General features: G+C 67.1%; 22 protein-coding genes. 12 read left to right on the top strand and 10 right to left on the bottom strand.

The genetic code is table 11. From position 1 onward, the window contains the following. Positions 1 to 58 precede the first annotated feature (58 nt). On the bottom strand, positions 59 to 493 hold the full coding sequence (locus OG203_RS01745) for an EamA family transporter (RefSeq protein WP_405163873.1): 435 nt from the start codon (positions 491 to 493) through the stop codon (positions 59 to 61). Between the two features lie 128 nt (positions 494 to 621). Here OG203_RS01745 and OG203_RS01740 point away from each other — a divergent pair, with 128 nt between their 5' ends. Beyond that, a complete protein-coding gene (locus OG203_RS01740) occupies positions 622 to 1,473 on the top strand; it encodes a LysR family transcriptional regulator (RefSeq protein ID WP_405163872.1) in 852 nt (283 codons plus the stop codon). Positions 1,474 to 1,723: 250 nt separating this feature from the next. Beyond that, on the top strand, positions 1,724 to 3,184 hold the full coding sequence (locus OG203_RS01735; protein WP_405163871.1) for a carboxylesterase/lipase family protein: 1,461 nt from the start codon (positions 1,724 to 1,726) through the stop codon (positions 3,182 to 3,184). Here the strand turns inward: OG203_RS01735 and OG203_RS01730 are convergent. Next, on the bottom strand, positions 3,173 to 4,342 hold the full coding sequence (locus OG203_RS01730; RefSeq protein WP_405163870.1) for a citrate/2-methylcitrate synthase: 1,170 nt from the start codon (positions 4,340 to 4,342) through the stop codon (positions 3,173 to 3,175). The two genes, OG203_RS01735 and OG203_RS01730, sit on opposite strands and share 12 nt — an antisense overlap. A 90-nt stretch (positions 4,343 to 4,432) precedes the next feature. Between OG203_RS01730 and OG203_RS01725 the strand changes: the two genes are divergently transcribed. Then, a complete protein-coding gene (locus OG203_RS01725; protein WP_405163869.1) occupies positions 4,433 to 5,617 on the top strand; it encodes a citrate synthase in 1,185 nt (394 codons plus the stop codon). Positions 5,618 to 5,623: 6 nt separating this feature from the next. Here the strand turns inward: OG203_RS01725 and OG203_RS01720 are convergent, their stop codons facing one another. Beyond that, complete coding sequence (locus OG203_RS01720; protein WP_405163868.1) at positions 5,624 to 6,088, bottom strand: GNAT family N-acetyltransferase; 465 nt, start codon at positions 6,086 to 6,088, stop codon at positions 5,624 to 5,626. A 165-nt stretch (positions 6,089 to 6,253) separates the two neighbouring features. On the opposite strand from OG203_RS01720, the gene OG203_RS01715 reads away from it, so the two are divergent. Both OG203_RS01715 and OG203_RS01710 read left to right on the top strand, forming a co-directional pair. Further along, complete coding sequence (locus OG203_RS01715; RefSeq protein ID WP_405163867.1) at positions 6,254 to 7,459, top strand: site-specific integrase; 1,206 nt, start codon at positions 6,254 to 6,256, stop codon at positions 7,457 to 7,459. 146 nt (positions 7,460 to 7,605) lie between these two features. Continuing rightward, complete coding sequence (locus OG203_RS01710) at positions 7,606 to 8,505, top strand: class I SAM-dependent methyltransferase (protein ID WP_405163866.1); 900 nt, start codon at positions 7,606 to 7,608, stop codon at positions 8,503 to 8,505. Between the two features lie 9 nt (positions 8,506 to 8,514). Here OG203_RS01710 and OG203_RS01705 read toward each other — a convergent pair whose 3' ends face one another. Beyond that, positions 8,515 to 9,123 carry a helix-turn-helix domain-containing protein gene (locus OG203_RS01705; protein ID WP_405167749.1) on the bottom strand — a complete coding sequence of 203 codons (609 nt, stop codon included), beginning with the start codon at positions 9,121 to 9,123 and terminating at the stop codon, positions 8,515 to 8,517. 89 nt (positions 9,124 to 9,212) lie between these two features. Between OG203_RS01705 and OG203_RS01700 the strand changes: the two genes are divergently transcribed. From OG203_RS01700 to ligD, 4 genes are all read left to right on the top strand, one after another. Beyond that, positions 9,213 to 10,220 (top strand): NAD(P)/FAD-dependent oxidoreductase, encoded by a 1,008-nt coding sequence (locus OG203_RS01700; RefSeq protein ID WP_405163865.1) that lies wholly within the window; start codon positions 9,213 to 9,215, stop codon positions 10,218 to 10,220. Positions 10,221 to 10,313: 93 nt separating this feature from the next. Then, entirely contained in the window at positions 10,314 to 11,912 is a 1,599-nt protein-coding gene (locus OG203_RS01695; protein ID WP_405163864.1) for an MFS transporter, read from the top strand. Beyond that, positions 11,815 to 12,363 carry a winged helix-turn-helix transcriptional regulator gene (locus OG203_RS01690; RefSeq protein ID WP_405163863.1) on the top strand — a complete coding sequence of 183 codons (549 nt, stop codon included), beginning with the start codon at positions 11,815 to 11,817 and terminating at the stop codon, positions 12,361 to 12,363. The genes OG203_RS01695 and OG203_RS01690 overlap by 98 nt, the downstream gene beginning before the upstream one ends. Beyond that, the gene (ligD, locus tag OG203_RS01685; RefSeq protein ID WP_405167748.1) at positions 12,306 to 13,262 is read left to right on the top strand and encodes a non-homologous end-joining DNA ligase; all 957 of its coding nucleotides are present in this window, start codon (positions 12,306 to 12,308) and stop codon (positions 13,260 to 13,262) included. The genes OG203_RS01690 and ligD overlap by 58 nt, the downstream gene beginning before the upstream one ends. Positions 13,263 to 13,420: 158 nt before the next feature. Here ligD and OG203_RS01680 read toward each other — a convergent pair whose 3' ends face one another. Then, a complete protein-coding gene (locus OG203_RS01680; protein ID WP_405163862.1) occupies positions 13,421 to 13,987 on the bottom strand; it encodes a DUF6924 domain-containing protein in 567 nt (188 codons plus the stop codon). A gap of 315 nt (positions 13,988 to 14,302) precedes the next feature. On the opposite strand from OG203_RS01680, the gene OG203_RS01675 reads away from it, so the two are divergent. Further along, positions 14,303 to 14,485: a hypothetical protein gene (locus OG203_RS01675; RefSeq protein ID WP_405163861.1), complete on the top strand. Its 183-nt coding sequence runs from the start codon at positions 14,303 to 14,305 to the stop codon at positions 14,483 to 14,485. A gap of 31 nt (positions 14,486 to 14,516) precedes the next feature. Here OG203_RS01675 and OG203_RS01670 read toward each other — a convergent pair whose 3' ends face one another. Genes OG203_RS01670 through OG203_RS01655 form a run of 4 tightly spaced genes read right to left on the bottom strand, consistent with a single transcriptional unit; the run spans position 14,517 to position 17,653 of the window. Next, positions 14,517 to 15,500, bottom strand: a complete 984-nt coding sequence (locus tag OG203_RS01670; protein WP_405163860.1) for an NAD(P)H-dependent flavin oxidoreductase — start codon at positions 15,498 to 15,500, stop codon at positions 14,517 to 14,519. Continuing rightward, complete coding sequence (locus OG203_RS01665; RefSeq protein ID WP_405163859.1) at positions 15,497 to 16,171, bottom strand: pyridoxamine 5'-phosphate oxidase family protein; 675 nt, start codon at positions 16,169 to 16,171, stop codon at positions 15,497 to 15,499. The genes OG203_RS01670 and OG203_RS01665 overlap by 4 nt, the downstream gene beginning before the upstream one ends. Continuing rightward, positions 16,164 to 16,574: a tautomerase family protein gene (locus tag OG203_RS01660; protein ID WP_405163858.1), complete on the bottom strand. Its 411-nt coding sequence runs from the start codon at positions 16,572 to 16,574 to the stop codon at positions 16,164 to 16,166. The genes OG203_RS01665 and OG203_RS01660 overlap by 8 nt, the downstream gene beginning before the upstream one ends. A 35-nt stretch (positions 16,575 to 16,609) precedes the next feature. After that, on the bottom strand, positions 16,610 to 17,653 hold the full coding sequence (locus OG203_RS01655; RefSeq protein ID WP_405167747.1) for an NAD(P)H-dependent flavin oxidoreductase: 1,044 nt from the start codon (positions 17,651 to 17,653) through the stop codon (positions 16,610 to 16,612). Between the two features lie 78 nt (positions 17,654 to 17,731). On the opposite strand from OG203_RS01655, the gene OG203_RS01650 reads away from it, so the two are divergent. Then, positions 17,732 to 18,589 (top strand): LysR family transcriptional regulator, encoded by an 858-nt coding sequence (locus tag OG203_RS01650; protein WP_405163857.1) that lies wholly within the window; start codon positions 17,732 to 17,734, stop codon positions 18,587 to 18,589. 9 nt (positions 18,590 to 18,598) lie between these two features. Here the strand turns inward: OG203_RS01650 and OG203_RS01645 are convergent, their stop codons facing one another. Then, positions 18,599 to 19,180 (bottom strand): TetR/AcrR family transcriptional regulator, encoded by a 582-nt coding sequence (locus OG203_RS01645; RefSeq protein ID WP_405163856.1) that lies wholly within the window; start codon positions 19,178 to 19,180, stop codon positions 18,599 to 18,601. Positions 19,181 to 19,280: 100 nt separating this feature from the next. On the opposite strand from OG203_RS01645, the gene OG203_RS01640 reads away from it, so the two are divergent. Beyond that, positions 19,281 to 20,408: a serine hydrolase domain-containing protein gene (locus tag OG203_RS01640; protein WP_405163855.1), complete on the top strand. Its 1,128-nt coding sequence runs from the start codon at positions 19,281 to 19,283 to the stop codon at positions 20,406 to 20,408. Position 20,409: the final 1 nt, after the last annotated feature.

Genomic DNA, 20,409 nt, shown 5'->3' with positions numbered 1-20,409 from the left:
CAATGGAGTGATCTTGATATAGGCGCTGTTTCGGCGCACGTTGAACACCGCCGCAGCGTCAAGCGTGCCTCGGCTTTGCGAGGATGCTGATGGCGTTGGCCGCGATGATCGCCGCGATGCTCAACCAGGCGGCCACGTCGAGCTGCTGTCCCAGAACGAGCACACCGACGGCTGCGGCGAGCACCGGGTTGACGCTCATGAACAATCCGAACGCCGCTGCGGGAACGCGGCGCGGCGTGAACAGGTCCGCGAGGAACGGCAGAGCGGAGGATAGGATTCCGGCCGCGAGCAGCAGCACCAGCCCCCACTGGCGCCGGGTGAAGGACCGAAGGCGGGGCCGACCGAGGATGAGCAGCACCGCCGCCGCGACGTACTGGCGGACCGCGATGACGCCGACCGGGCCGAGCATCGGGAAGGCCAGCGACCCGATCGCGGCGCCGAGCTGGGTCGAAAGGCCGCTCGCGAGCATCGTGCAGACCCCGGCTATGGACACGGCGCCCCGCTTCGCTGGCAGGACGGCGCGGCCTGCTCGGCGAGTGGGGGCTGCTTGCACGCATCGATCCTGTGCCGCGCCGGACCGTGCGCAAAATGCATGCGGCACACCAACTATACGATTTGGTTATGGATGTCGAGCTGCGTCAGTTGCGCTGCCTCATCGCGATCGTGGACGAGGGCACGTTCACCGACGCCGCGATCGCTCTCGGTGTGTCACAGGCCGCGGTCTCCCGCACACTGTCGGCACTCGAGAAGCGCCTCGGCGTACGACTGCTGCGACGTACGTCCCGCGAAACCTCGCCGACCGCGATCGGACTACGCGTCGTGGCGCACGCCCGGCGCGTGCTGACCGAGGTCGACAACCTGGTACAGGAAGCGACATCGGGCCACGTCGACCTGCGTATCGGCCACGCATGGTCGGCACTCGGCCGACTCACACCCGCCTTTCAACACCGGTGGCGGGAATCGCACCCGGAAACGCAACTGCACCTGCTTCGCATCAACTCCCCGAGCGCCGGCCTGGCCGACGGCACCGCCGATCTTGCGGTCATGCGTAGGCCGCTGGCGGACCGCCGCTTCGAGGGCACCATCGTGGGTCTGGAAACACGGTGGTGCGCGCTGGCCGCCGCCGACCCCCTGGCGCGGCGCCGCTCGGTGCGTCTGGCCGATCTCAGCAGCCGCGTCCTGCTCGTTGACCGGCGCACCGGAACGACCACTGCGGATTTGTGGCCGGCGAACGCGCGCCCCTCGGAACAGGAGAGCCGCGACATCGATGACTGGCTCACGGTCATCGCCACCGGTCGCTGCGTGGGGGTTACCGCGCAGTCCGTCGTTGACCAATATCCACGACCCGGCATCGTCTACCTGCCGGTACGCGACGCCGAACCGGTCGCCGTACGACTGGTCTGGTGGCGCGACGACCCCCACCCGGCCACCCGCACCGTACTCGAGCTGCTTACCGAGCTTTACCGCACATGACCGGCCAGGTCCGCAGCTTCTCCCGCATCGATCCGCACGTCACCAGAACGTCCGGCAACGGCGATGAACCACACGCTGTCGTCGGCCGAGTGTTTCACTTGCGGGCGCCGAATGCTCGAGTCGGCGCGGGCAGAACCGGCGCTTAATTCCGTTGAGAGCCAAAGGATCCAGGACTTACCGTGTGGATGGGGGCGAGATGTCCGTGGCGTTGATCGCTCCCCTGCGTCCAATGGGAAAGTGAGCACCCCGAGTGACTATCGAACCTGAAGTCCGTACTGCTGCCGGAGTGGTGCGTGGCAGGTGGGAGAACATCGTCGCGGTCTTCCGTGGCATTCCCTACGCCCAATCACCAATCGGCGCACGACGATTCGCGGCTCCCATTCCGGCACAGCCGTGGGACGGCGTCCGCGATGCGCTGGCGTTCGGTCCGTCAGTTCCCCAAGCAGGCAGCGCGATATCCGATACGGGTGACTGCTTGACCCTCAACGTTTGGTCACCCGATCTCGGTACGGCAGGACTGCCGGTGATGGTGTGGATCCACGGAGGCAGGTACGTGGAGGGCACTTCCAGCAACCCGCATCAAGACGGTGCGACGCTTGCCGCGGCCGGTGTGGTGATGGTCAGCATGAACTATCGGGTCGGTGTCGAAGGATTCGCGCAGATCACCGGGGCGCCGAACAACCGCGGCCTTCTCGACCAGGTCGCGGCGTTGCGGTGGGTGCGGGACAACGCCGCCGCGTTCGGTGGTGATCCGGGCAATGTCACGGTGTTCGGCCAGTCCGCTGGCACGGGTTCGGTTGCGGCCCTGCTTACTATGCCGATCGCCGCCGGGTTGTTTCGTCGGGCGATCGCCCAGAGCGTCCCGGGCACCTTCTTCTCCCCGAGGCTCGCCGCCGCGATCTCGGCAACGATCGCCGCGCAACTCGGTGTGCGAGCCACCGTTGACGACCTGACGCGCATCTCCCCCCACGCACTGATCACCGCGACGGACACGGTCCTGCGGAGGATGCCGGAACTCGTCGAATCATGGGGTCCCATGGCGCTGACCCCGACACCGTTCTCCCCCATCGTCGACGGTGACGTCCTCCCCTACGCCCCATGGCGCGCCCTCGCCACCGGCGCCGCACGCGACATCGATCTGCTCGTCGGGCACACCCGCGACGAATACCGGCTAGCCAACCCCAAATTCGGCACCGAGGTCACCGATGACGAGTTGACCGCCACCCTCGAACGTCTCGCCCCGAACAGCGATTACCGCGCCCTCCACCCTGACGCCACCCCCGGCGAGTTGTATGAACTCGTCAACAGCGACTGGTTGCTCCGGATGCCGGGCCTGCATCTCGCCGACGCCAAACATGCTGGTGGTGGCCAGGTCTGGAACTACGAACTCTGCTGGGCCTTCAACCGGGACCAGGGCGCCTCACACAGCCTCGACATGCTGCTCGTCTTCGGCACCCTCGGCCGCGACGACATACGCAACCATCCCTCCGCTTTCCCGAACGCCGCCGACGAGGCCATCCATGTCGCCAACCACATGCGCACCGACTGGCTGAACTTCGCGAACGGCAACCCCGGCTGGGCGCCCTACGACCCGAACACCCGAACCACCCGCGTCTACACCGCCACCCCAACCACCCAGCCCTACCCCGAGGAACGCTCCCGCCGCATCTGGTCCACCTACCAATTCGACACCCTGGACCTACCCGGGTGACCTGCGCGCAGGCACCGGTTGCGGTGCGCGCGGACCGACGTATCGGGCGGACGGGCGGATGACCTTCGCGCTGTCGGCTTGTTCGAGAATGTTGGCGCTCCAGCCGACGACGCGGCTCGTGGCGAAGGTCGGGGTGAACATCGAGCGCGGAATTCCGCAGAGTTCCATCACGACTCCGGCATAGAACTCCACGTTGGCATACAGGTTGCGGCCCGGTTTGAGTTCGGCGAGCAGCTCGGTGACTCGTCGTTCCACGGTGGTCGCGAACTCCACGAGATCGCCACCGAGTTCGATACCGATGGCGCGCAACAGAATTGAGCGCGGATCCGCGGTGCGGTACACGGCGTGCCCGAAGCCCATCACCCGGTCGCCCTTGGCGATTTTGTCCGATACCCAATCGTCGATATGGTCCGTGCTGCCGATCTCGTCCAACCCGTCCAGCGCACGGTCCGGCGCGCCGCCGTGCAGTGGTCCGGAGAACGCGCCGATCGCCGCGACGATTGCCGAGGCGACGTCGGCTCCGGTGGAGGCCACGACCCGCGCGGTGAAGGTGGAGGCATTGAACCCGTGGTCGATCGTGGCGATCAGGTACTGCTCGATCGCCCGGGTGGCCCGCGGTCGCGGTGGTTCTCCGGTCAGCATGTACAGCCAATTCGCTGCCGTCGAGAGATCCGCGCGCGGGACTACCGGTGGCAGACCATGATTGAGCCGGTGCAGGGCGGCCAGGATGGTCGGTGTCACCGCGCAGATCAGTAGTGCGTCGGCCTTGCGCGACGCGGGATCACAGTCCCACATCGGTCGCAGATCGCGGATTCCGGCCAGCATCGACAGCGCTGTCCGCAAACCGACCATGGGGTTCGCACTCGCCGCGATCGCCGGTAGGACGGGCAGCAGTTCCGTTGGCAGCAGCCGCGATCGGGCCACCGTGTCGGTGAACTCGGACAGCTCCGCCGGATCGGGCAAGTGTCCCTCGACCAGCAGGAACCACGCCTCTTCGAAGGTGCACACGGACGCCAGCTCGATCGCCGAATACTGGCGATAGTGATAGAAGCCTTCCTGCCCGCGCACATCACCCAGCTGCGTATCGGCCGCCACCACATTGCGCAGCCCGGCGGGCACGTCGATCAGCTCATCGAGTTCAACACCATTGATCGTCATCAGTTCAGACCTCCTCTTGACTGAACTGTGCGATCACGTTCAACTAGAGTCAATATTGATCAAGTCAATATGAGTGCGGAGAGGCAGGTCATGGACAACGAAGGTGACGCACGCCACCTCACCACCGCCGAGGTGGCGAGTCGTCTCGATATCAAGCCCGAGACCGTCTACGCCTACGTCAGTCGCGGACTGCTGACCAAGATTCCGGCGTCGGGTCGCCGGGGCAGCCTGTTCCTGGAGGATGAGGTGACCCGGCTGGCGCGGGGCCGTCGGCACGGCGGCGACCGTCGCACAACGATGGACGACATCGCCAGCACGATCTCGTCCATCGAGGACGACCAGCTCTATTACCGAGGTCGGAACGTGGCGGATCTGGTGACGACGCATCCGGTCGAATCGGTGGCCAGTCTGTTATGGACCGGTGAATTGGCCTCGCCACCACAGCAATTCACCGCCCCGGCCGAGATTCTCCGCACCACGCGCGCCGCAGTCGGCGCGCTCGGCGGCAGTGTTCGGCTGACCGACCGGATGCGCGTCGCGGTGACCGTCGCCAGCGCAAGCGATCAGCTCCGTTTCGATCTGTCCGCGCAGGGCGTCCTGCGCACAGCCCGCATCCTGCTCGCGGTCGAGGTGGACTGCCTGAGCGCGACGCCGCAGGATTCCGGAACGCTCGCCCAACGACTAGGGCCAAGTCTGGCCGACCACGCCGTCCCCGCCGTCCTGCTCGACTCGACCTTGACGCTGCTGGCCGACCACGGGCTAGCGATCTCCACTGTGGCCGCCCGTGTCGCGGCCAGCGCGCGAGTCCATCCGTATGGGATCGTCTCCGCCGGGCTCGGCGCCCTGGACAGCCAATACCATGGCGCGGCAAGCACTGTCGCGTACCGCTTCCTCGACGACGCCATCGCCGACCCGCTCGACGCGGCCTCCGAGCGGCTACGACTCGGCGGCGGGCTCCCGGGTTTCGGGCACCTGATCTACCGCACCACCGACCCACGTGCCGAGCTGCTGTTGACCATGCTCCGGTCGGTCCCCGCTGCCACGCCAGCCCTGACCGCCATCGACACCATCACCGATCAACTCGGCGCACCCCACACCGCCGTGCCGAACATCGATCTCGCTCTCGCCGTGCTCATGCACGCCTACCGTATGCGACCCGACGCCGGGGAGACGATCTTCGCCATCGCGCGCACCATCGGGTGGATCGCCCACACCCTCGAGGAGTACGGCGAACCACCGATGCGCTTCCGTCCCAACAGGATCCACGCGCCCTGATCACCTTTAGCGGGTGAGTTCGGTTCGCAACAGCCCGGGTGATGTCGCGAAGCCGCGGCGGGTGTACGCGTTGATCGCCTTGGGGCTGGAGTGAACGGTCAGCGGTTTCAAGCCCAGTTCGTCGGCGAGGCCGATGACGGCGGCGATGAGTTGGCTGCCGAGACCGCCGTCGCGGCGCTCGGGCACCACGTACATGCACTGAACGTCACCGGAAAGGCGTCGCGGTGTGCGCGGGGTCGGTACGCGTTCAAAGATCGCCAGCCAGGCCATCCCGATGATGACGTCGTCGTCGAGCAAGACCAGACAGCGGTGCGAGGACTTGTTGGCCTGTGCCCAGAACACGAACGACCGAGTGAACTCCTCCTGCGTCGTTGTCGGTGTCGCTTGGTTTTCATGGAACCATTGCCAACGCAGGTGGGCGACGGCAACCAGTTCGTCGTCCTGCGGCGGCCGGATCATGGGTGTACTCATTCGCGAATTCTGGCACAGCACAGTGGATTCGAACGCGGTCCTGGCGTGCCGAGGTGCTGTCCTATCGACAGTCATGAGCCGCGACGCGCGGGCTGACGCTCGATGCCGCGAATCGGACTGTGCCAGCAGGACAATGACATCGGTCTAGAAATAGGGAGCTGATCGATGGAAGAGCGCGCCGCTGTCGTCGCGATGCCGGAGTCGGTGCGGACCGAGCTGCGTCGCGGGGTGCGCAGCGTGCTCGTGGACGCGGCCGCGCTGCGGTTGGTGCGCGAGCGGTTCGATGACAATCAGGCGGGTTCGCTGCGCCGGTATCTCGAGGCCTCGCAGTCGGCGAATACGTTGCGCGCCTATCGGACCGACTGGATCGCGTGGTCGGCGTGGTGTCTGGCCGAGACTCGGCAGGCGATGCCCGCCGATCCGCTCGATGTGGCGGTCTACCTGGCCGCCGCGGCCGATGCGCGCCGCGACACCGGCGAGTGGGCTTTCAGCGCGGCGACCCTGGAACGCAAATCGGCCGCGATCGCCGCGGTACACGCGGCCAACGGGTTGCCTTCGCCGACTCGCTCCGACGTTGTCCGGCTCACCCTGCGCGGTATTCGGCGCACCCGGCGCACACAGCCGAAACGTAAACGCCCCGTACTGTTGCACACCCTGGACCAGTTGCTGGCGGGGTTGCCCGAGCCCGGCTGGCCCACCGAGCCCGCCCGGCGGCGCGATGCGCTCGTGTTGTTGATCGGGTTCGCCGGGGCGTTGCGGCGCAGCGAGCTCGCCGGGCTGCGCATCGCCGATGTGGACGTGCAGCTCGATCACGCCACCGGTGAACCGGTGCTGCTGGTGCGGCTGCCGTCGACGAAAACCGATCCCACCGGCGTCGCCGAACAGCGCGTCGCACTGCCGCGCGGCCAACGCCCACGCACCTGCCCGGTCTGCGCCTTCGCCGACTGGGTTCGGCTGCTCGAAATACACAGCGCCGCAGGCACATCGGGCCTACGCGCGCACCTCACCGAGGACGCTACCGACCCGGACATCCATCGCTGCCACGGCTTCACCGGAACCGCCCTCGCCGAGCAACCCGACCTACCCTTGTGCCCCACCATAAATCGTCACGGTACGGTCGGCGCCACTCCCATGTCCGGCCGTGCCGTCGCCGAACTCGTCAAACGCTATGCCGCCCGCGCCGGACTCGACCCCGACCTCTTCTCGGGTCACTCCCTGCGCGCGGGTTTCGCCACCCAGGCAGCCCTGGGTGGCGCCAGCGACCGCGAGATCATGCGCCAAGGTCGCTGGTCGAATCCCCGCACCGTGCACGGCTACATTCGCACCGCAAATCCGTTGGAAGACAACGCCGTTACCAAACTCGGGCTCTGAATATCGCATGATGTCGCGCCCCTTTCGGCCTGGTGCGGCTCTGGAAATTAGCTGCCGTAGCGTGGAGCCTTTCGGTGGGATCGGTGAGCACGCTTGCGGCGGGGCGGCCGGGTGCTTGCGTCGCGTTCGCGAGTAGCTTCTCGAGTATGGACAATGAGGGACCCAGCCGGACAGCGCTCGTGACTGCTTACGCCCGTGCCTATCACCAAATCGTTGACCAGCCAAGGATTCTTACCGATCCACTGGCGGCACGTCTGCTCGGTGTGACGGTGGATGAGCTGACCGAATCGGGCCGGCCCGCAGCGGACAGTTCCGATAGCGGTGTCGGAATCCTGCGGCTGGGTGTCGGTGATCGGCCGCGCCGCCTGTTCTTTGCCGCTCGTGCCCGTTTCGCCGAGGATCGTGTGGCCGAGGCCGCCGCTGCCGGCGTGCGGCAGGTCGTGATACTCGGCGCGGGCCTGGACACCTTCGCTTACCGCAACCCGCATCCTGGCCTGCGGGTATTCGAGGTCGACCATCCCGCTACCCAGGCATGGAAACACCAACGCCTCGCCGCATCCGGTATCAACCTGCCTGAGCAGTTGACTTTCGTACCGGTCGACTTCGAAACCGACACGCTGGCAACACGATTGGCGGCCGCCGGATTCAGCCGGACCGATCCGGCGGTATTCGTGTGGCTCGGTGTCGTCTTCTATCTGACCCCGGACGCCGCCCGCACCACCCTCGAATACATCGCTCGTCAATCCGAGCCGGTCGAGGTGATCTTCGACTACCTGCAGCCGGGTGACACCGACGAGGAACGTGCGCAAATGCAGGCGCGCGCAAAACTGGGGACAGCCGTCGGCGAACCCTGGTTCAGTTACTTCACTCCGGACGACATCGCCGCACAGTTGCGCGCACTCGGCTTCACCGACGTCGAAGACCATTCCGCAGCGGACCTCATCGCCGGGTACCTCGATGAGGCCGCGGAATTCGAGGGCGAACCACCCCAGGCGTTGCGCCCGGTACGCATCCTACGGGCGAGCCGCGGAGAGATTGCCCGTTAGCCGCGGCGATCAGGTGCAGGAGCCGTCCGCGGCGCGGTCCTCGCTGCGCCCTCCCTCGCCGTCGCGTTGGTGGCCTCGGCGGGCGTCGCGGTCGAAGATGCCCAGGATTTCACACGGGCCGCTCTCGGTGCCGATGGCGTGCGGCAGCATGGTGGGGAACTCGGCGGCCTGGTTGGTCTCTACGCGGAAGCGCCGGTGTCCCAGCATGAGGATCGCGGTGCCGGACAGGACGACCAGCCACTCCCTGCCCGGGTGCGCGCGCATCCGCGCGGGATTGTCCGGCGGCGGTTCGGTCATGCGCTGGCGCACCACGCTCAATCCCGGCTGGCCCTTGATCGACCAGCGCATCAGTCCGTGGGCCGCGTCGATCATCGGGCTGATGACGACATCGTCTGCGGCGGTTTCCACCAGCTGATCCAGCGTCGTATCCAGGGCGCGCGCGAGGGTGACCAGCTGATCAAGAGCGAGCCGTCGCTGGCCGTTCTCGATGCGGGAAAGGCTGGACTGGCTCAGGTGGGCGCGGCCGGCCAGCTCTTCCAGGGACCAGCCCTGCGCCACGCGTAAGGCGCGGATGCGTTTGCGCACGAGGCTGTCCAACTCACCATCTTCTTGCGTCATAAGCAACATCGTATGCCTTTGGTGCAAGGTGCGGTTACGGTCGCTGGTGGATGTCCAGAACAGCTGGACCATGCAGGAAAGGTAGGGATATGGCGGCGACCGCATTCACCTACGCCTCTGACTCGCTACCCGACGAGACCGTCGACGTCGTCGTGATCGGCGGGGGCGCCGCGGGTCTCAACGGCGCACTGATGCTGGCCCGTTCGCGTCGTTCGGTCGTTGTGATCGACAGCGCGGACCCGCGCAACGCACCCGCCGAGGCCATGCACGGCTTCATCGTGCTCGACGGCACCCCGCCCGCGGAGCTGCTCGACCGAGGCAGGCAACAGGTGCGTCACTACGGCGGCGCGGTCGTCTTCGCGACCGTGGCCGCCACCGCTGCTTTCACCCCGTCCGCCGATGGTGACCTGCGGTTCACCGTCGCCTTGACGGACGGCCGCACGGTGATCGCGCGCCGTGTGCTGGTGGCAACGGGACTGCGCGATGTGCTGCCCGGCATACCCGGCTTGGCGCGGCATTGGGGCCACGGCGTTGTGCACTGCCCGTACTGCCACGGCTGGGAGGTCCGCGACGAGCCCATCGGCGTCATCGCCACCGGCCCCGTTTCGATCCATCAGGCGCTGCTGTTTCGTCAATTGACCGACGACCTGGTCTATTTCACCGGCGACACCGACCTCGACGACGACGCCAGGGCGCGCTTTGCCGCCCGCGACATCATCGTCGTCGACACCCCGGTGGCCGAGGTCCTCGCCTCCGCCGACGGCACGCTCACCGGTGTCCGGTTGACCGACGGCCGGGTCGTCACCAGGAGCGTTCTCGCGGTCGCGACCCACATGCTGGCCCGCACCGCCGGCGTGGCAGGACTCGGGCTGCCGATGGAGGATCTGCCCGACAACATGGGCCGCCGCTTCGCCTCCGGTATGGCCGGAATCACCGACGTGCCCGGGGTGTGGGTAGCGGGCAACGCCACCGATCTGGCTGCCCAGGTCGGCGCGTCCGCCGCGGCAGGTGCGCTGGCCGGTGCCCACATCAACGCCGTGCTGGCCACCGCGGACACCGACGCGGCCCTGGACGCGACGCGGGCCACCACTCCCTGACAAATGGGGCCCGCTACTTTCGCGTGCCCACCCTCGATCCCCGGCGACCGGCTCCGGTCGCCGACTTCGGCATGCCCTTTTCGAGAGGAACCCATGAGTACGAACCAACCCGCACACGCGGTCCCCACCACGGGTAGTGGCGGGCGCGCACCGGACGCACGTCAGTTGCGCGCCATCCTGATCGCGGTCTCGATCGCGTTGATGGCCGTCATCGCCTCGGTGTCCGGGCTCAACGTCGCCCAGACCCAGCTGGCTGTCGAGTTCGGCGCCTCGCAGAACACCATCTTGTGGATCATCAACATCTACACGCTCACCCTGGCCGCACTTCTGCTACCGCTCGGTGCCATCGGCGACCGGCTTGGCCGCAAACCCATGCTCATCGCGGGCCTTGCCGTTTTCGGCGTCGCCAACGTCGTGGCGGGCTTGGCCCCGAACGCCGAAGTGATGCTCGGCGCACGTGTGGTCGGCGGGATCGGCGCGGCCATGATCATGCCCATCACCCTCGCGGTGATCACCGCCACCTTCCCCGAGGAACAGCGCGGTAAGGCGATCGGCGTGTGGACCGGCGTCGCCGGTGGCGGCGGCATCCTTGGCATGTTCCTGTCCGCACTGCTGGTCGACGTCGCCGACTGGCGCTGGCTGTTCGTCCTTCCCGTGGTTCTGGTCATCGCAGCCCTGTTCATGGCACTGAAGGCGGTGCCCAACTCCCGCGAGCATGCCGCCAACGCCTTCGACTCCGTCGGTGCGCTGATTTCCGTTGTCGCGGTGGTCGGTCTCATCGTCGTCCTGCAAGAAGGCCCTGAACGAGGCTGGACCGCACCCGTGACACTGATCAGCCTCACCGTGGGCCTGCTCGCCACCGTCGGATTCGTGGCATGGGAGCTAGGCCGCCGCGACGCCGCACTGCTCGATGTCCGCCATTTCGGTGAGCGTGGCCTGGCCGGTGGCTCGATCACGCTGCTGGTGGTCTTCGGTGTCCAAGCCGGTATCGCCGTGGTCCTGTTCCCGTTCTTCCAGGCCGTGCTCGGCTGGTCGGGTCTGCTGGCCACGGTGGCGCAGATGCCCCTGGCCGTGGCGATGATGATCACCTCCGGCCTCGCACCCACGCTGGCCGAACGCATCGGCGCCCGCTTCACCATGGCGCTGGGCATCGCCTCGGGCGGCGTCGGCCTGGCGCTGATGGCGCTGTTCGCCTCCGTCGACGGCGGTTACCTATCCATCCTGCCCGGCATGTTCGCCATGGGCATCGGCATGGGTCTGGCGATGACTCCCTCCACTCAGGCCATCACCAGCTCCCTGCCGCGGGAGAAGCAGGGCGTGGCCTCCGCTCTCAACGACGTCACCCGCGAGTTGGGCACCGCTCTCGGTGTCGCCATGCTCGGCGCGCTCGTGGCCACGGGCTACCGCAACGCCATCGACGGCAAGCTCGACGGCATTCCGCAGGACACCGCCGATACCGCACGCGAGGGCATCGCCAACGCGGTCGCCGCCGCCGACGGCGCGGGCGCACACGCACAACAGCTGGTCCACGCCGCGCAGCAGTCCTTCGTCGATGGCTGGCAGCAAGCCATGTGGGTGGGTGTCGCCATAATGGGTGCCCTGTTCCTCTACATCCTCGCCGTCGGCCCGAAGAACACCATCACCTACCCAACGCAAGACGCCGAAGCCCCCGAGCCCATCGCATCGCACTGATCAACTACTCCACGCGGGAGAGTGGACGGTCTTGATCATCACTACCTTGAGCGCCGGCTCGCTGCGCTACTCCGACGTGCAGGCGAGCATCCCCGGGATCTCGCAGCGAATGCTGACTCAGACGCTCAAGCATCTCGAGCGTGATGGACTGATCACCCGGACCGCGTTCGCCGAGGTCCCACCGCGAGTGGAGTACGAGCTGACCGATCTGGGCCGGTCGCTGATGGACGCGGTGAACGCGAGCCCTTCCTTGTGCGCGATGGCCTGCATCTGCTGCTCGGCTCGAAGGAAGTGCGCGGCGGTGCCGCCGTGGGTACGAATGCGGCGCCGTGCGCATCTCCGACCAACGGTTGCTGAAGATATGCTGATCTTGTGCAACCAGCGCCGTCACCGATGCTGGCCGTCTCCGGGCGGCCACCGGCGGACACCGGCCGGTGGGCGATCGAGATGAAGTGGGACGGCATTCGCGCCATCGGGCGTTCGGTGGGCGGTTCGTGTCGCTTCTACAGTCGGAACAATCGCGATCTGAGTGGTTCGTTTCCGGAGTTGACCACTGCTTTCGCCGATGTGCTCGGCGACAGGGATGTGCTGATCGACGGCGAGATCGTTGCACCAGAGCCGGGCACCGGCGTGCCCTCGTTCCGGCGGCTGCAGCGCAGGATGCACGTTGTGAAACCCAGCGTCGAACTCCTTCGAGAGGTGCCGGTGCAGTACCTGGTTTTCGATTTGCTGTCCGACAGCGGAGAGTCCCTCATGGCACTCCCCTACACCGAACGACGCGCCAGGCTCGATGAATTGGCGATCGATCTGCCGCTGGCCCGCACCCCGCCCTACTACGCCGACGTCGACGCGACCACCATGCTCGGCGTCGCCCGCGACCACGGGCTGGAGGGGATTGTCGCGAAACGCCTCGATTCCACCTACCAGCCCGGCCGCCGTTCCCCCGCCTGGATCAAAACCCCGCTGCGCCAAACCACCGAGGTCGTCGTCGCGGGCTGGCTCCCCGGCAACGGCCGTTACTCCGGCATCTTCGGCTCCATCGTGATGGGCGCCTACGACGACGAGGGCCGCCTGGTCCACATCGGCAATGTCGGAACCGGCTGGACGATGCGCGACCGCAAGATCCTGCAGGCCCGCCTCGATGAAATCGCCCGTCCCGACAGCCCTTTCGACATCGCGCCCCCGCGACCCGTTGCCGCGGTTGCCCATTGGGTCGACCCGGATCTCGTCGCCGACATCGAATTCCGCGAGGCCAGCGCCGATGGGTTACGCCACCCGAGCTGGCGCGGCTTGCGCCCCGACAAACGCCCGAACCAGGTCGTTCGCGAACCGCTACCCCGGTCGGACTGAACCGCCTGCCCAGCCCGGGCCTGAATGCTCGGTAACTAGCCGAATGCAGGCTGGGTCGAGCCGTCCCTGGCTGATTACTGCCGTGTGCGGTTGGCTGAGGCCCAGGTGCGGATCACTCCCGCCCCGGGCCGGGGATTTCCGGGCGCCGAACCGCTGTGTCAGGCGAGTGGGTCCGGTTCGGCCTCCCCGGGTGCCGGGGCGCGCTTGGCCCCCGTGATCGCCGCTTCGGGGTCTGTTCTGACCCTGTGGCCCGGGGCTCTTCTGGCCCAGTCGCTGATCAGGGCGCTCTGTTCCGATTCCCTTACCTCCGCGTAGCCGCGGTAGATACCGTTTGTGTCTACCCTGTTCGCGAAGTCCTCCCAGTCCAGGTTCGCGTCGTTGATGTTGGTGTCTACGCTCGACAGCTCGGCGGGCACGACCCGGAACGGCTTGTAGTCGCCTCGGTCGTAATCCTGGGGTGGCAGGACCCGGACTGCCAGGATGGGATGCTCGGGGTCGGTGAGGGTGATCTCGTCGGCGAGGAAGGACACGATCGCCCCGCCCGGATGCTTCGCCTTCAGCGCTTCGGGGCTCAGGCCCTCGAACTCCGGGTCGTTGACCAGGGTCGTGGAGGCGAGGGATCCCTCTTTTCCGGGCGTGAGGACCTCTCGGACCAGAGATTCCCACGCGCGGTCGTCACCGAACCACGTGCGGACGAGGACTGATTTGTTTGGTAGGTCTGCCATAGGCGAACCATAGAGGCTGGGGCCGACACACTCCGGTGTCAGTTCCTGCCGAGCCCAACCGATCTCGGACTCGCCCAGCGAGGGCGTCAGGCGGCGGGACCGACGCGGCGCAGGAACATCCGCTACTGCCGCGAGCCGGGCGTTGGTCTGCTGTCCAAAGATGTTGATCGACACGGCTTCTCAGCGAATTCCCGCTGCGCGCCCCGGCGTTGCGGATCGCGGAAACGTCGGTGATGTTGTCGATGTCCCCTCACCGCAGCCCTGCTGCACCGTGGCCACGACCCACACACCGCACGCCTGGCCGCCGATGTCGGCATGGCCGTGCTCCGCTTGGCAAGCGAACGATGGGTGGCCGACGAGCGAGCCGATATCGCCCAAGTGCTGTCGAGCAGTGCGGCAGACCTGATCGCCGTCACCACCGACAGCATCCCGAACGTGTCCGAGGCTTCGGCAGCCGGACAATCGTCTGCGGCCATATCGTTCTCGGATCGCGGCTGACAACCGCCCCGGAGCGAATGTCGCTGCTAGGTCAGGGGCGGTACTGCCGGGGTTCGGGTGGGGCGAGTATTTGTGTTGCGCGGGTGACCATTTCGGTGATGATGGTGGCGACGGGGGCGATGCTGGTGATTCGGCCGATTCCTTCGCCGACGATGATGTTGGCCACCTGGTAGTCCTCGGCGGCGAGGGCGGTGTTGAACTGTGCTCGGGTGTGGGGCAGGTGGTGGGTGAGGTGGATTTCGTGTCCGTGCCAGCGGCGGAGGAAGTCGTTGTTCAGGACGCGGCCGGTGTAGTGCGGTGGCCAGCTCTTCTCGCGGATGAGGTCGTAGACCTGTTGGCGGATGGTGTCGTCGCCGCTGGCGGCGAGGGCGTGGTTCTGGGCCGCGCGGGAGACCGCGGCTTCTGGCGATGCCCAGAATCTGGTGCCGACGAGAGCTCCGTCGGCGCCGAGTGCCAGTGCGGCGGCGAGGGTGCGGCCGTCGGTGATGCCGCCTGCTGCCAGCAGCATGACGTCGGGGGCGGTGGCGTGGAGTAGGTCGGCGATTTCCGGGACGAGGGTGAAGGTTGATCGCAGTCCGCCGCCGTGACCACCGGCCTCACCGCCTTGCGCGGCGATGACGTCCGCGCCGACCTCGATCGCGCGGCGGGCCTGGGTGATGTCGTGGACTTGGCAGATGAGCGGGATGCCCGCCTCGCGGATGGTGCGCGCGTAGGGGGCCGGGTCGCCGAAGGAGAGGAAGATGGCCGCGGGCCGGTGGCTGATGACGTGATCGAGCAGGTGCGGCTGGTGCCCTAGAGACCAGGTGATGAACCCGCAGCCGACGGGAGCGGCGGTCAGGGCGGCGAATTGGTGGGCGAGCCACGCTTCGTCGCCGTATCCGCCGCCGACCAGGCCGAGCCCGCCTGCCTGTGTGACCGCGCTGGCCAATCGGGCGTCGGAGACGTAATCCATCGGCGCCGCGACGATGGGATGGGTGATGCCGAACGTGTCGGTCAACCGATTCCGCAGGCTCATGACGATATCCCTTGCAGGCGCGAGATCTGTTGTTCGAGTTCGTGATTGCGTCGGCGGAGCTGTTCGATCTCGTCGGTGAGAGGTGCGCGGGCCAGGCGCAGTGATTCGGCCAGTCGTTCGCTGCTGTATTTGACCGGAATGTTCTTGAGGCAGTTGCGATCCAGGGCTTCGACGTGGATGAGCAACGCCCGGTCGCAGCGGGTGCGCACGACGCCCTCCGGTGTGGTGAGCAGACGGTCGATGAGTTCGGGATCGGCTGTGCGCTCGACGATTTCGGCGTGCCCGAACACTTTGACGCGGGTGCGGGTCGGGTAGTCGACGAAGAACAACGCGACCCGGTTGTCGTGGTCGAGGTTGCCGAGGGTGACGAACTGCTGGTTTCCGGAGTAGTCGCCGAGCGCGATGGTCGACGGGTTCAGGACGTGCACGAATCCCGGTGGCCCGCCGCGATGTTGGAGGTAGGGCCAGCCCGACGGGGTCACGGTGGCGATGAAGAACGAGTCGGTCGAGCCGATGAGTGCCGAGGTCGGTCCGTCGAGTTCTTCTGGTACGCCGATGTTTTCGCCGTCGGACATCTGGTGTCCGTACCAGTTGATGCTTCCGGTGGCGCGCTGGCGTGCGGCGCTCGCCTCGGAAAACGCGATCGCACCGTAGCGGGTTGTCCTAGTCATCGGCGGACACCGCGGCGAGTTCGCCGGTGACATACTGGGCCGCGCCGAACCCGAAAGACCAGTCCTGGGGCGCGTTTTCGCTGATACCGATGAACAGGTCGGGCCCGTGCACGCCGACCGGTTCGAGATGTGCGGCCAAGGACCGGAACAGGTCCTGTTTGACGGTGATGTCGCGCCCGCGCTGGGTGAAGATCTGCACGATCACCACCCCGGGCGTGCGTTCGAATCCCAGGCCGGCGTCGAGTGCGATGATCTCTCCGCCGCGGTGCGGGGTCAGGATCTGGAAGCGGTCACGCGCGGGGATGGCGAGCACGGCCACCAGCGCCTGGTGCACGGCGTCGGCGATCCGGCGGGCCTGTTCGGGAGTGCGGGAGTCGTTGTAGTCGATACGTACCAGCGGCATGACAGGGCTCCAAATCGGTTGGTCGGAAGAAACATTCAGGGTCGTGTGGGTTCCCGCAGTGCGGCGAGCTGGGCGCCGAGGCGGGCGATGACGGTGGCGGCGGGTTCGGTGCCGGCGTGGCGGTATCCGGTTCCTGCCCACAGGTTCAGGGTGTGCGGATCGGTCGCGGCCGCCTTGCGCAACGCGGTGGTGAGGGTGTTGACGTAGGGGTAGGCCGCGGGTGCGGCGGCGGAGAACTCGTCGATGAACGAATTGCGTAACGCGCGGGCAGGGCGGCCGGAAAACGCACGGGTGAGCACGGTTTCGGTGAACCGAGGGTCGGCCAGGGCGTCTTTGTGCGCGGGTTTGGTTCCGGCTTCCGGGGTGCGCAGCAGCAGCGTGCCCACCTGCACGGCCACCGCCCCCAGTGTCAGCATCGCGGCCGCGCGTTCGGCGGTGGCGATGCCGCCGCCGGCGATCAACGGCAGCTCGGTCACCGCGCGCACCTGTTCCAGGAGCTGATCCAGTGGCGCCTCCCCCGGGATGTCGGCGATGTGGAAGGTGCTGCGGTGTCCGCCTGCCTCGGGGCCCTGGACACACAGCACGTCGGCACCGGTATCGGCGGCGAGCTGTGCTTCGGTCGTCGTTGTGACGGTGATGACGACGCAGATATCGTGCTCGTGCAGCCGAGCGATCACCTCGCGGGAGGGGGTACCGAAGGTGAAGGACACCACGGGCACCGATTCGGCGATCGTCAGATCGATCTTGGCGTCGAAATCGTCGTCGCTGAACGGGATCTCGTCGGGCAGTGCTACGCCGAACCGGGCGGCACGCTCGGTCAGCAACGCACGATATTCCGTGAGCAACCCTGCTTCCCATGAGATGCGTTCGGGCACAAACACATTGATGCCGAACGCCGCCCCGGTGAGATGTCGCAGCTCGGTAATGTCGCGTCGCACCTTCGCCGCGGTCGCATAGCCGGTGGCCAGGAACCCGAACCCGCCGGCCGAGCACACCGCGGCCACCAGTTCCGGGGTCGAGGGCCCACCGGCCATCGGGGCGCCGACCACGGGGACGGTCAAAGATCGGAAATCGAACATCGTCTTCACCCTTCGAACGCTACGAGCCTGCGCACCGGTCGTGAAATGCCCGTTCAGCATGCGATATACGCTGAAACTATGGACTTGCAGTTGCGTCACCTGACCGCGTTCGTCACGTTGTGTGAGGCAGGCACCTACACGCGCGCGGCGGCCCGCTTGCATATCGCTCAACCGTCGCTGACCCGCACGATCCAAGACCTCGAACGGATTCTCGAATGTGACCTGGTCGCGCGTCCGTCCCGTCAGCTCGAACTCACCGCCAACGGGGAGCTGTTCTTGCAGCGAAGTCGCGCCATCTTGACCGAGGTCAACGAGCTGCAAGCGGAGATGCGCACGCGCAGTCAGGTCCGTGTCGGTTTCGCGTGGCTGTTGCCCAGCGACTGGTTCGCCGCTACCCGCGCGCGCTATGAAGAACTCGGCGGCCAGGTCACCATTCACCGCACCGACGATCCCGCCGCGGCGCTACATCAGGGCATCATCGACATCGCCGTCACCCGCAACGCCAACCAGCCCACCGCCGCCATCACCTGGCGTCGATTCGGCACCGAACAGCGGGTTCTCGCGGTATCCGCGCGCTCAGAGCTGGCGCACGCGGCGGGCCTGCGCTGGGCCGACCTCGCCAAGTACCCCCTGGTCGTCAACACTCAATCGGGCACAACCACCCCCGACTGCTGGCCCGATCCCGACCCCGCCCGCGAGATCGTCACCTGCCGCAACTTCGACGAATGGATCGAACTCATCGCCGCCGACCGCGGCATCGGCGCGGTGCCCGACATCGCCACCCACCGGGCACCCCACCCCGATGTGGTCTACCGCGAACTCCCCGACATCCCGGCCTCCACCCTCTACCTCGGCTGGCGGCGCACCCCACCGCCGCCACGTCATGTCCGGCGTTTCCTCGACGCCGCACTGGCCGCGGCCGACCCTGACCAATAACCGCCGCCCTCAACGCCTTTCGGTGCCTGGCTCGCGGGCGGGCAGGCCGCGCAGGAGGGTGTCGAGGAACAGTTCGAAGCGGGGTGCGTTGCGGCCGACGTGCGGGTGGCCGTCCTGGACCGCGAGCCAGCCGACGACCGAGGTGAGGAAGATGTAGTAGCTCTGCTCGGCCAGGTCGGGCTCGGCTCCGGCGGTGGTGAACGTGGTGATGATCGCCGTGCGCAGGCGCTCGAAGGCGTCGGCGTTGTGGCGGTGCGGTCGCGACAGGTGGGTGGCGTAGCCCGGCACCGCGAGGAATTGGTCGTGCATGGCCCAGCCGAGGCGCGCGAGCCAGGACCGCCACGAATCACTGTCGGGGGTGTCCGCGGGCAGAATCCGTTCCACGACAACCGCACTGATGAGGTCGATCAGTTCCTCGCGGTTCTTGACCCAGCGGTAGAGGGCGCCGTGGGAGACCGCGAGCCGCGCCGCGAGTTCACGCATCGTCAGCGTGTCGAGATTTCCGGACGAGATGGCGGCCTCGAGGATCTGGTCCCGACTGATCTGGGCGGGTCGTCCTGGGCCTCGTCGGGTCGCCGCGGTATCGGTCATGGTGACGACTATACGAACCCTCTTATTAATGACCAGTGGTCACTATTAGGCGTAGGCTTCTCAGGAGGGCGCAGGATGACCGACCTCGAGAGGGCGAACGATGATCGAGAACACACCCCAGGGCACCGTGGCCGACGGATTCGACTCCGTGCGAGACACCTTCGCCGCGATCACGGCAGCCGAAGGCACCGGCTATCCCGCGCAGGTGGTGGCCTATCGCCACGGTGAACGTGTCGTGGATCTGTGGACCGGCCCCGGGATCACCGGCGAGTCACTGTTCGGCGCCTACTCCGCGAGCAAGGGCGCCGCGCATTTGGTCGTTGCCAAGCTCGTGCAGGACGGCGTGCTGGATCTGGACCAGCGGGTCAGCCACTACTGGCCGGAATTCGCCGTGCACGGCAAGCGGCACATCACGCTGCGCGAGTTGCTGTCGCACCAGGCCGGATTGGTCGGCGCGGACACCGGATTCACCCTCGAGGAACTGGCCGACGACCAGGTCGTCGCCGCGCGACTCGGCGCGCAGCGCCCCTACTGGCGGCCGGGCCGCGCGTTCGGTTACCACGCGCTGGTCGTCGCGGCGCTCAGCGGCGAGGTGGTGCGGCGCGCCACCGGGCAGACCATCCAGCGCCTGTTCACCGAGTACGTCAGCGCACCGTATGCGGTGGACTTCCATTTCGGACTGCCCGATGATCTGGAATACCGTTTCGTGCCAACGCTGCCCACCGAACAGCAGGGCGAGACGAGCGCGCAAGGCCCGAACAGCTTGTCCGGCATCGCATTCAACCGCAACAATCCGCACGGCCCGCAGGTGTGGGAGCTGCCGAACCTCGAGGTGATCCGCAAGCAGGGGCCCGCGTCGATAGGTGGTGTCGCCTCGGCGGACGGCTTGGCCCGGATGTACGCCGCCGCGATCGGCACACTGGACGGTGTGGCGCCGCTGCTGGAACCGGAGACCGTCGCCGCGGTGGGCCAGCTCCACTCCGTCGGATACGACCTGGTCAACCGGAGTCAGAAGGCTTTCACGGCAGGGTTTCATGCCACCTCGGAGTACTACCCGGTGTTGGGGCAGGGCTCTTTCGGGCACAGCGGTGCGGGCGGGCAGCAGGCATTCGCCGATCCCCGTAACGGCATCGCCTTCGGCTACACCCGCGGACGCTTCCCGTTCCCTCCGGGCCCTGGCCGTGACAGCGAGCTCCTGATCCCCGCCATCTACGCCGCGGCACGCTGAC

Origin of the sequence: Nocardia sp. NBC_01499, assembly GCF_045040275.1 — a bacterium.
Classification (GTDB): domain Bacteria; phylum Actinomycetota; class Actinomycetes; order Mycobacteriales; family Mycobacteriaceae; genus Nocardia.
Note: the sequence above shows the minus strand (reverse complement) of the source record. Positions and strands in the feature narration are given on the sequence as shown.

Bases quoted from the DNA above. Each gene is read 5' to 3' on its own strand.
- OG203_RS01640 (WP_405163855.1), top strand. From the start codon at position 19,281: ATGATCGAGAACACACCCCAGGGCACCGTGGCCGACGGATTCGACTCC.
- OG203_RS01705 (WP_405167749.1), bottom strand. From the start codon at position 9,123: ATGACGCAAGAAGATGGTGAGTTGGACAGCCTCGTGCGCAAACGCATC.
- OG203_RS01710 (WP_405163866.1), top strand. From the start codon at position 7,606: ATGGACAATGAGGGACCCAGCCGGACAGCGCTCGTGACTGCTTACGCC.
- OG203_RS01645 (WP_405163856.1), bottom strand. From the start codon at position 19,180: ATGACCGATACCGCGGCGACCCGACGAGGCCCAGGACGACCCGCCCAG.
- OG203_RS01720 (WP_405163868.1), bottom strand. From the start codon at position 6,088: ATGAGTACACCCATGATCCGGCCGCCGCAGGACGACGAACTGGTTGCC.
- ligD (WP_405167748.1), top strand. From the start codon at position 12,306: ATGCTGGCCGTCTCCGGGCGGCCACCGGCGGACACCGGCCGGTGGGCG.
- OG203_RS01700 (WP_405163865.1), top strand. From the start codon at position 9,213: ATGGCGGCGACCGCATTCACCTACGCCTCTGACTCGCTACCCGACGAG.
- OG203_RS01740 (WP_405163872.1), top strand. From the start codon at position 622: ATGGATGTCGAGCTGCGTCAGTTGCGCTGCCTCATCGCGATCGTGGAC.
- OG203_RS01725 (WP_405163869.1), top strand. From the start codon at position 4,433: ATGGACAACGAAGGTGACGCACGCCACCTCACCACCGCCGAGGTGGCG.
- OG203_RS01675 (WP_405163861.1), top strand. From the start codon at position 14,303: ATGGCCGTGCTCCGCTTGGCAAGCGAACGATGGGTGGCCGACGAGCGA.
- OG203_RS01680 (WP_405163862.1), bottom strand. From the start codon at position 13,987: ATGGCAGACCTACCAAACAAATCAGTCCTCGTCCGCACGTGGTTCGGT.
- OG203_RS01695 (WP_405163864.1), top strand. From the start codon at position 10,314: ATGAGTACGAACCAACCCGCACACGCGGTCCCCACCACGGGTAGTGGC.
- OG203_RS01715 (WP_405163867.1), top strand. From the start codon at position 6,254: ATGGAAGAGCGCGCCGCTGTCGTCGCGATGCCGGAGTCGGTGCGGACC.
- OG203_RS01730 (WP_405163870.1), bottom strand. From the start codon at position 4,342: ATGACGATCAATGGTGTTGAACTCGATGAGCTGATCGACGTGCCCGCC.
- OG203_RS01660 (WP_405163858.1), bottom strand. From the start codon at position 16,574: ATGCCGCTGGTACGTATCGACTACAACGACTCCCGCACTCCCGAACAG.
- OG203_RS01670 (WP_405163860.1), bottom strand. From the start codon at position 15,500: ATGAGCCTGCGGAATCGGTTGACCGACACGTTCGGCATCACCCATCCC.
- OG203_RS01665 (WP_405163859.1), bottom strand. From the start codon at position 16,171: ATGACTAGGACAACCCGCTACGGTGCGATCGCGTTTTCCGAGGCGAGC.
- OG203_RS01650 (WP_405163857.1), top strand. From the start codon at position 17,732: ATGGACTTGCAGTTGCGTCACCTGACCGCGTTCGTCACGTTGTGTGAG.
- OG203_RS01655 (WP_405167747.1), bottom strand. From the start codon at position 17,653: ATGTTCGATTTCCGATCTTTGACCGTCCCCGTGGTCGGCGCCCCGATG.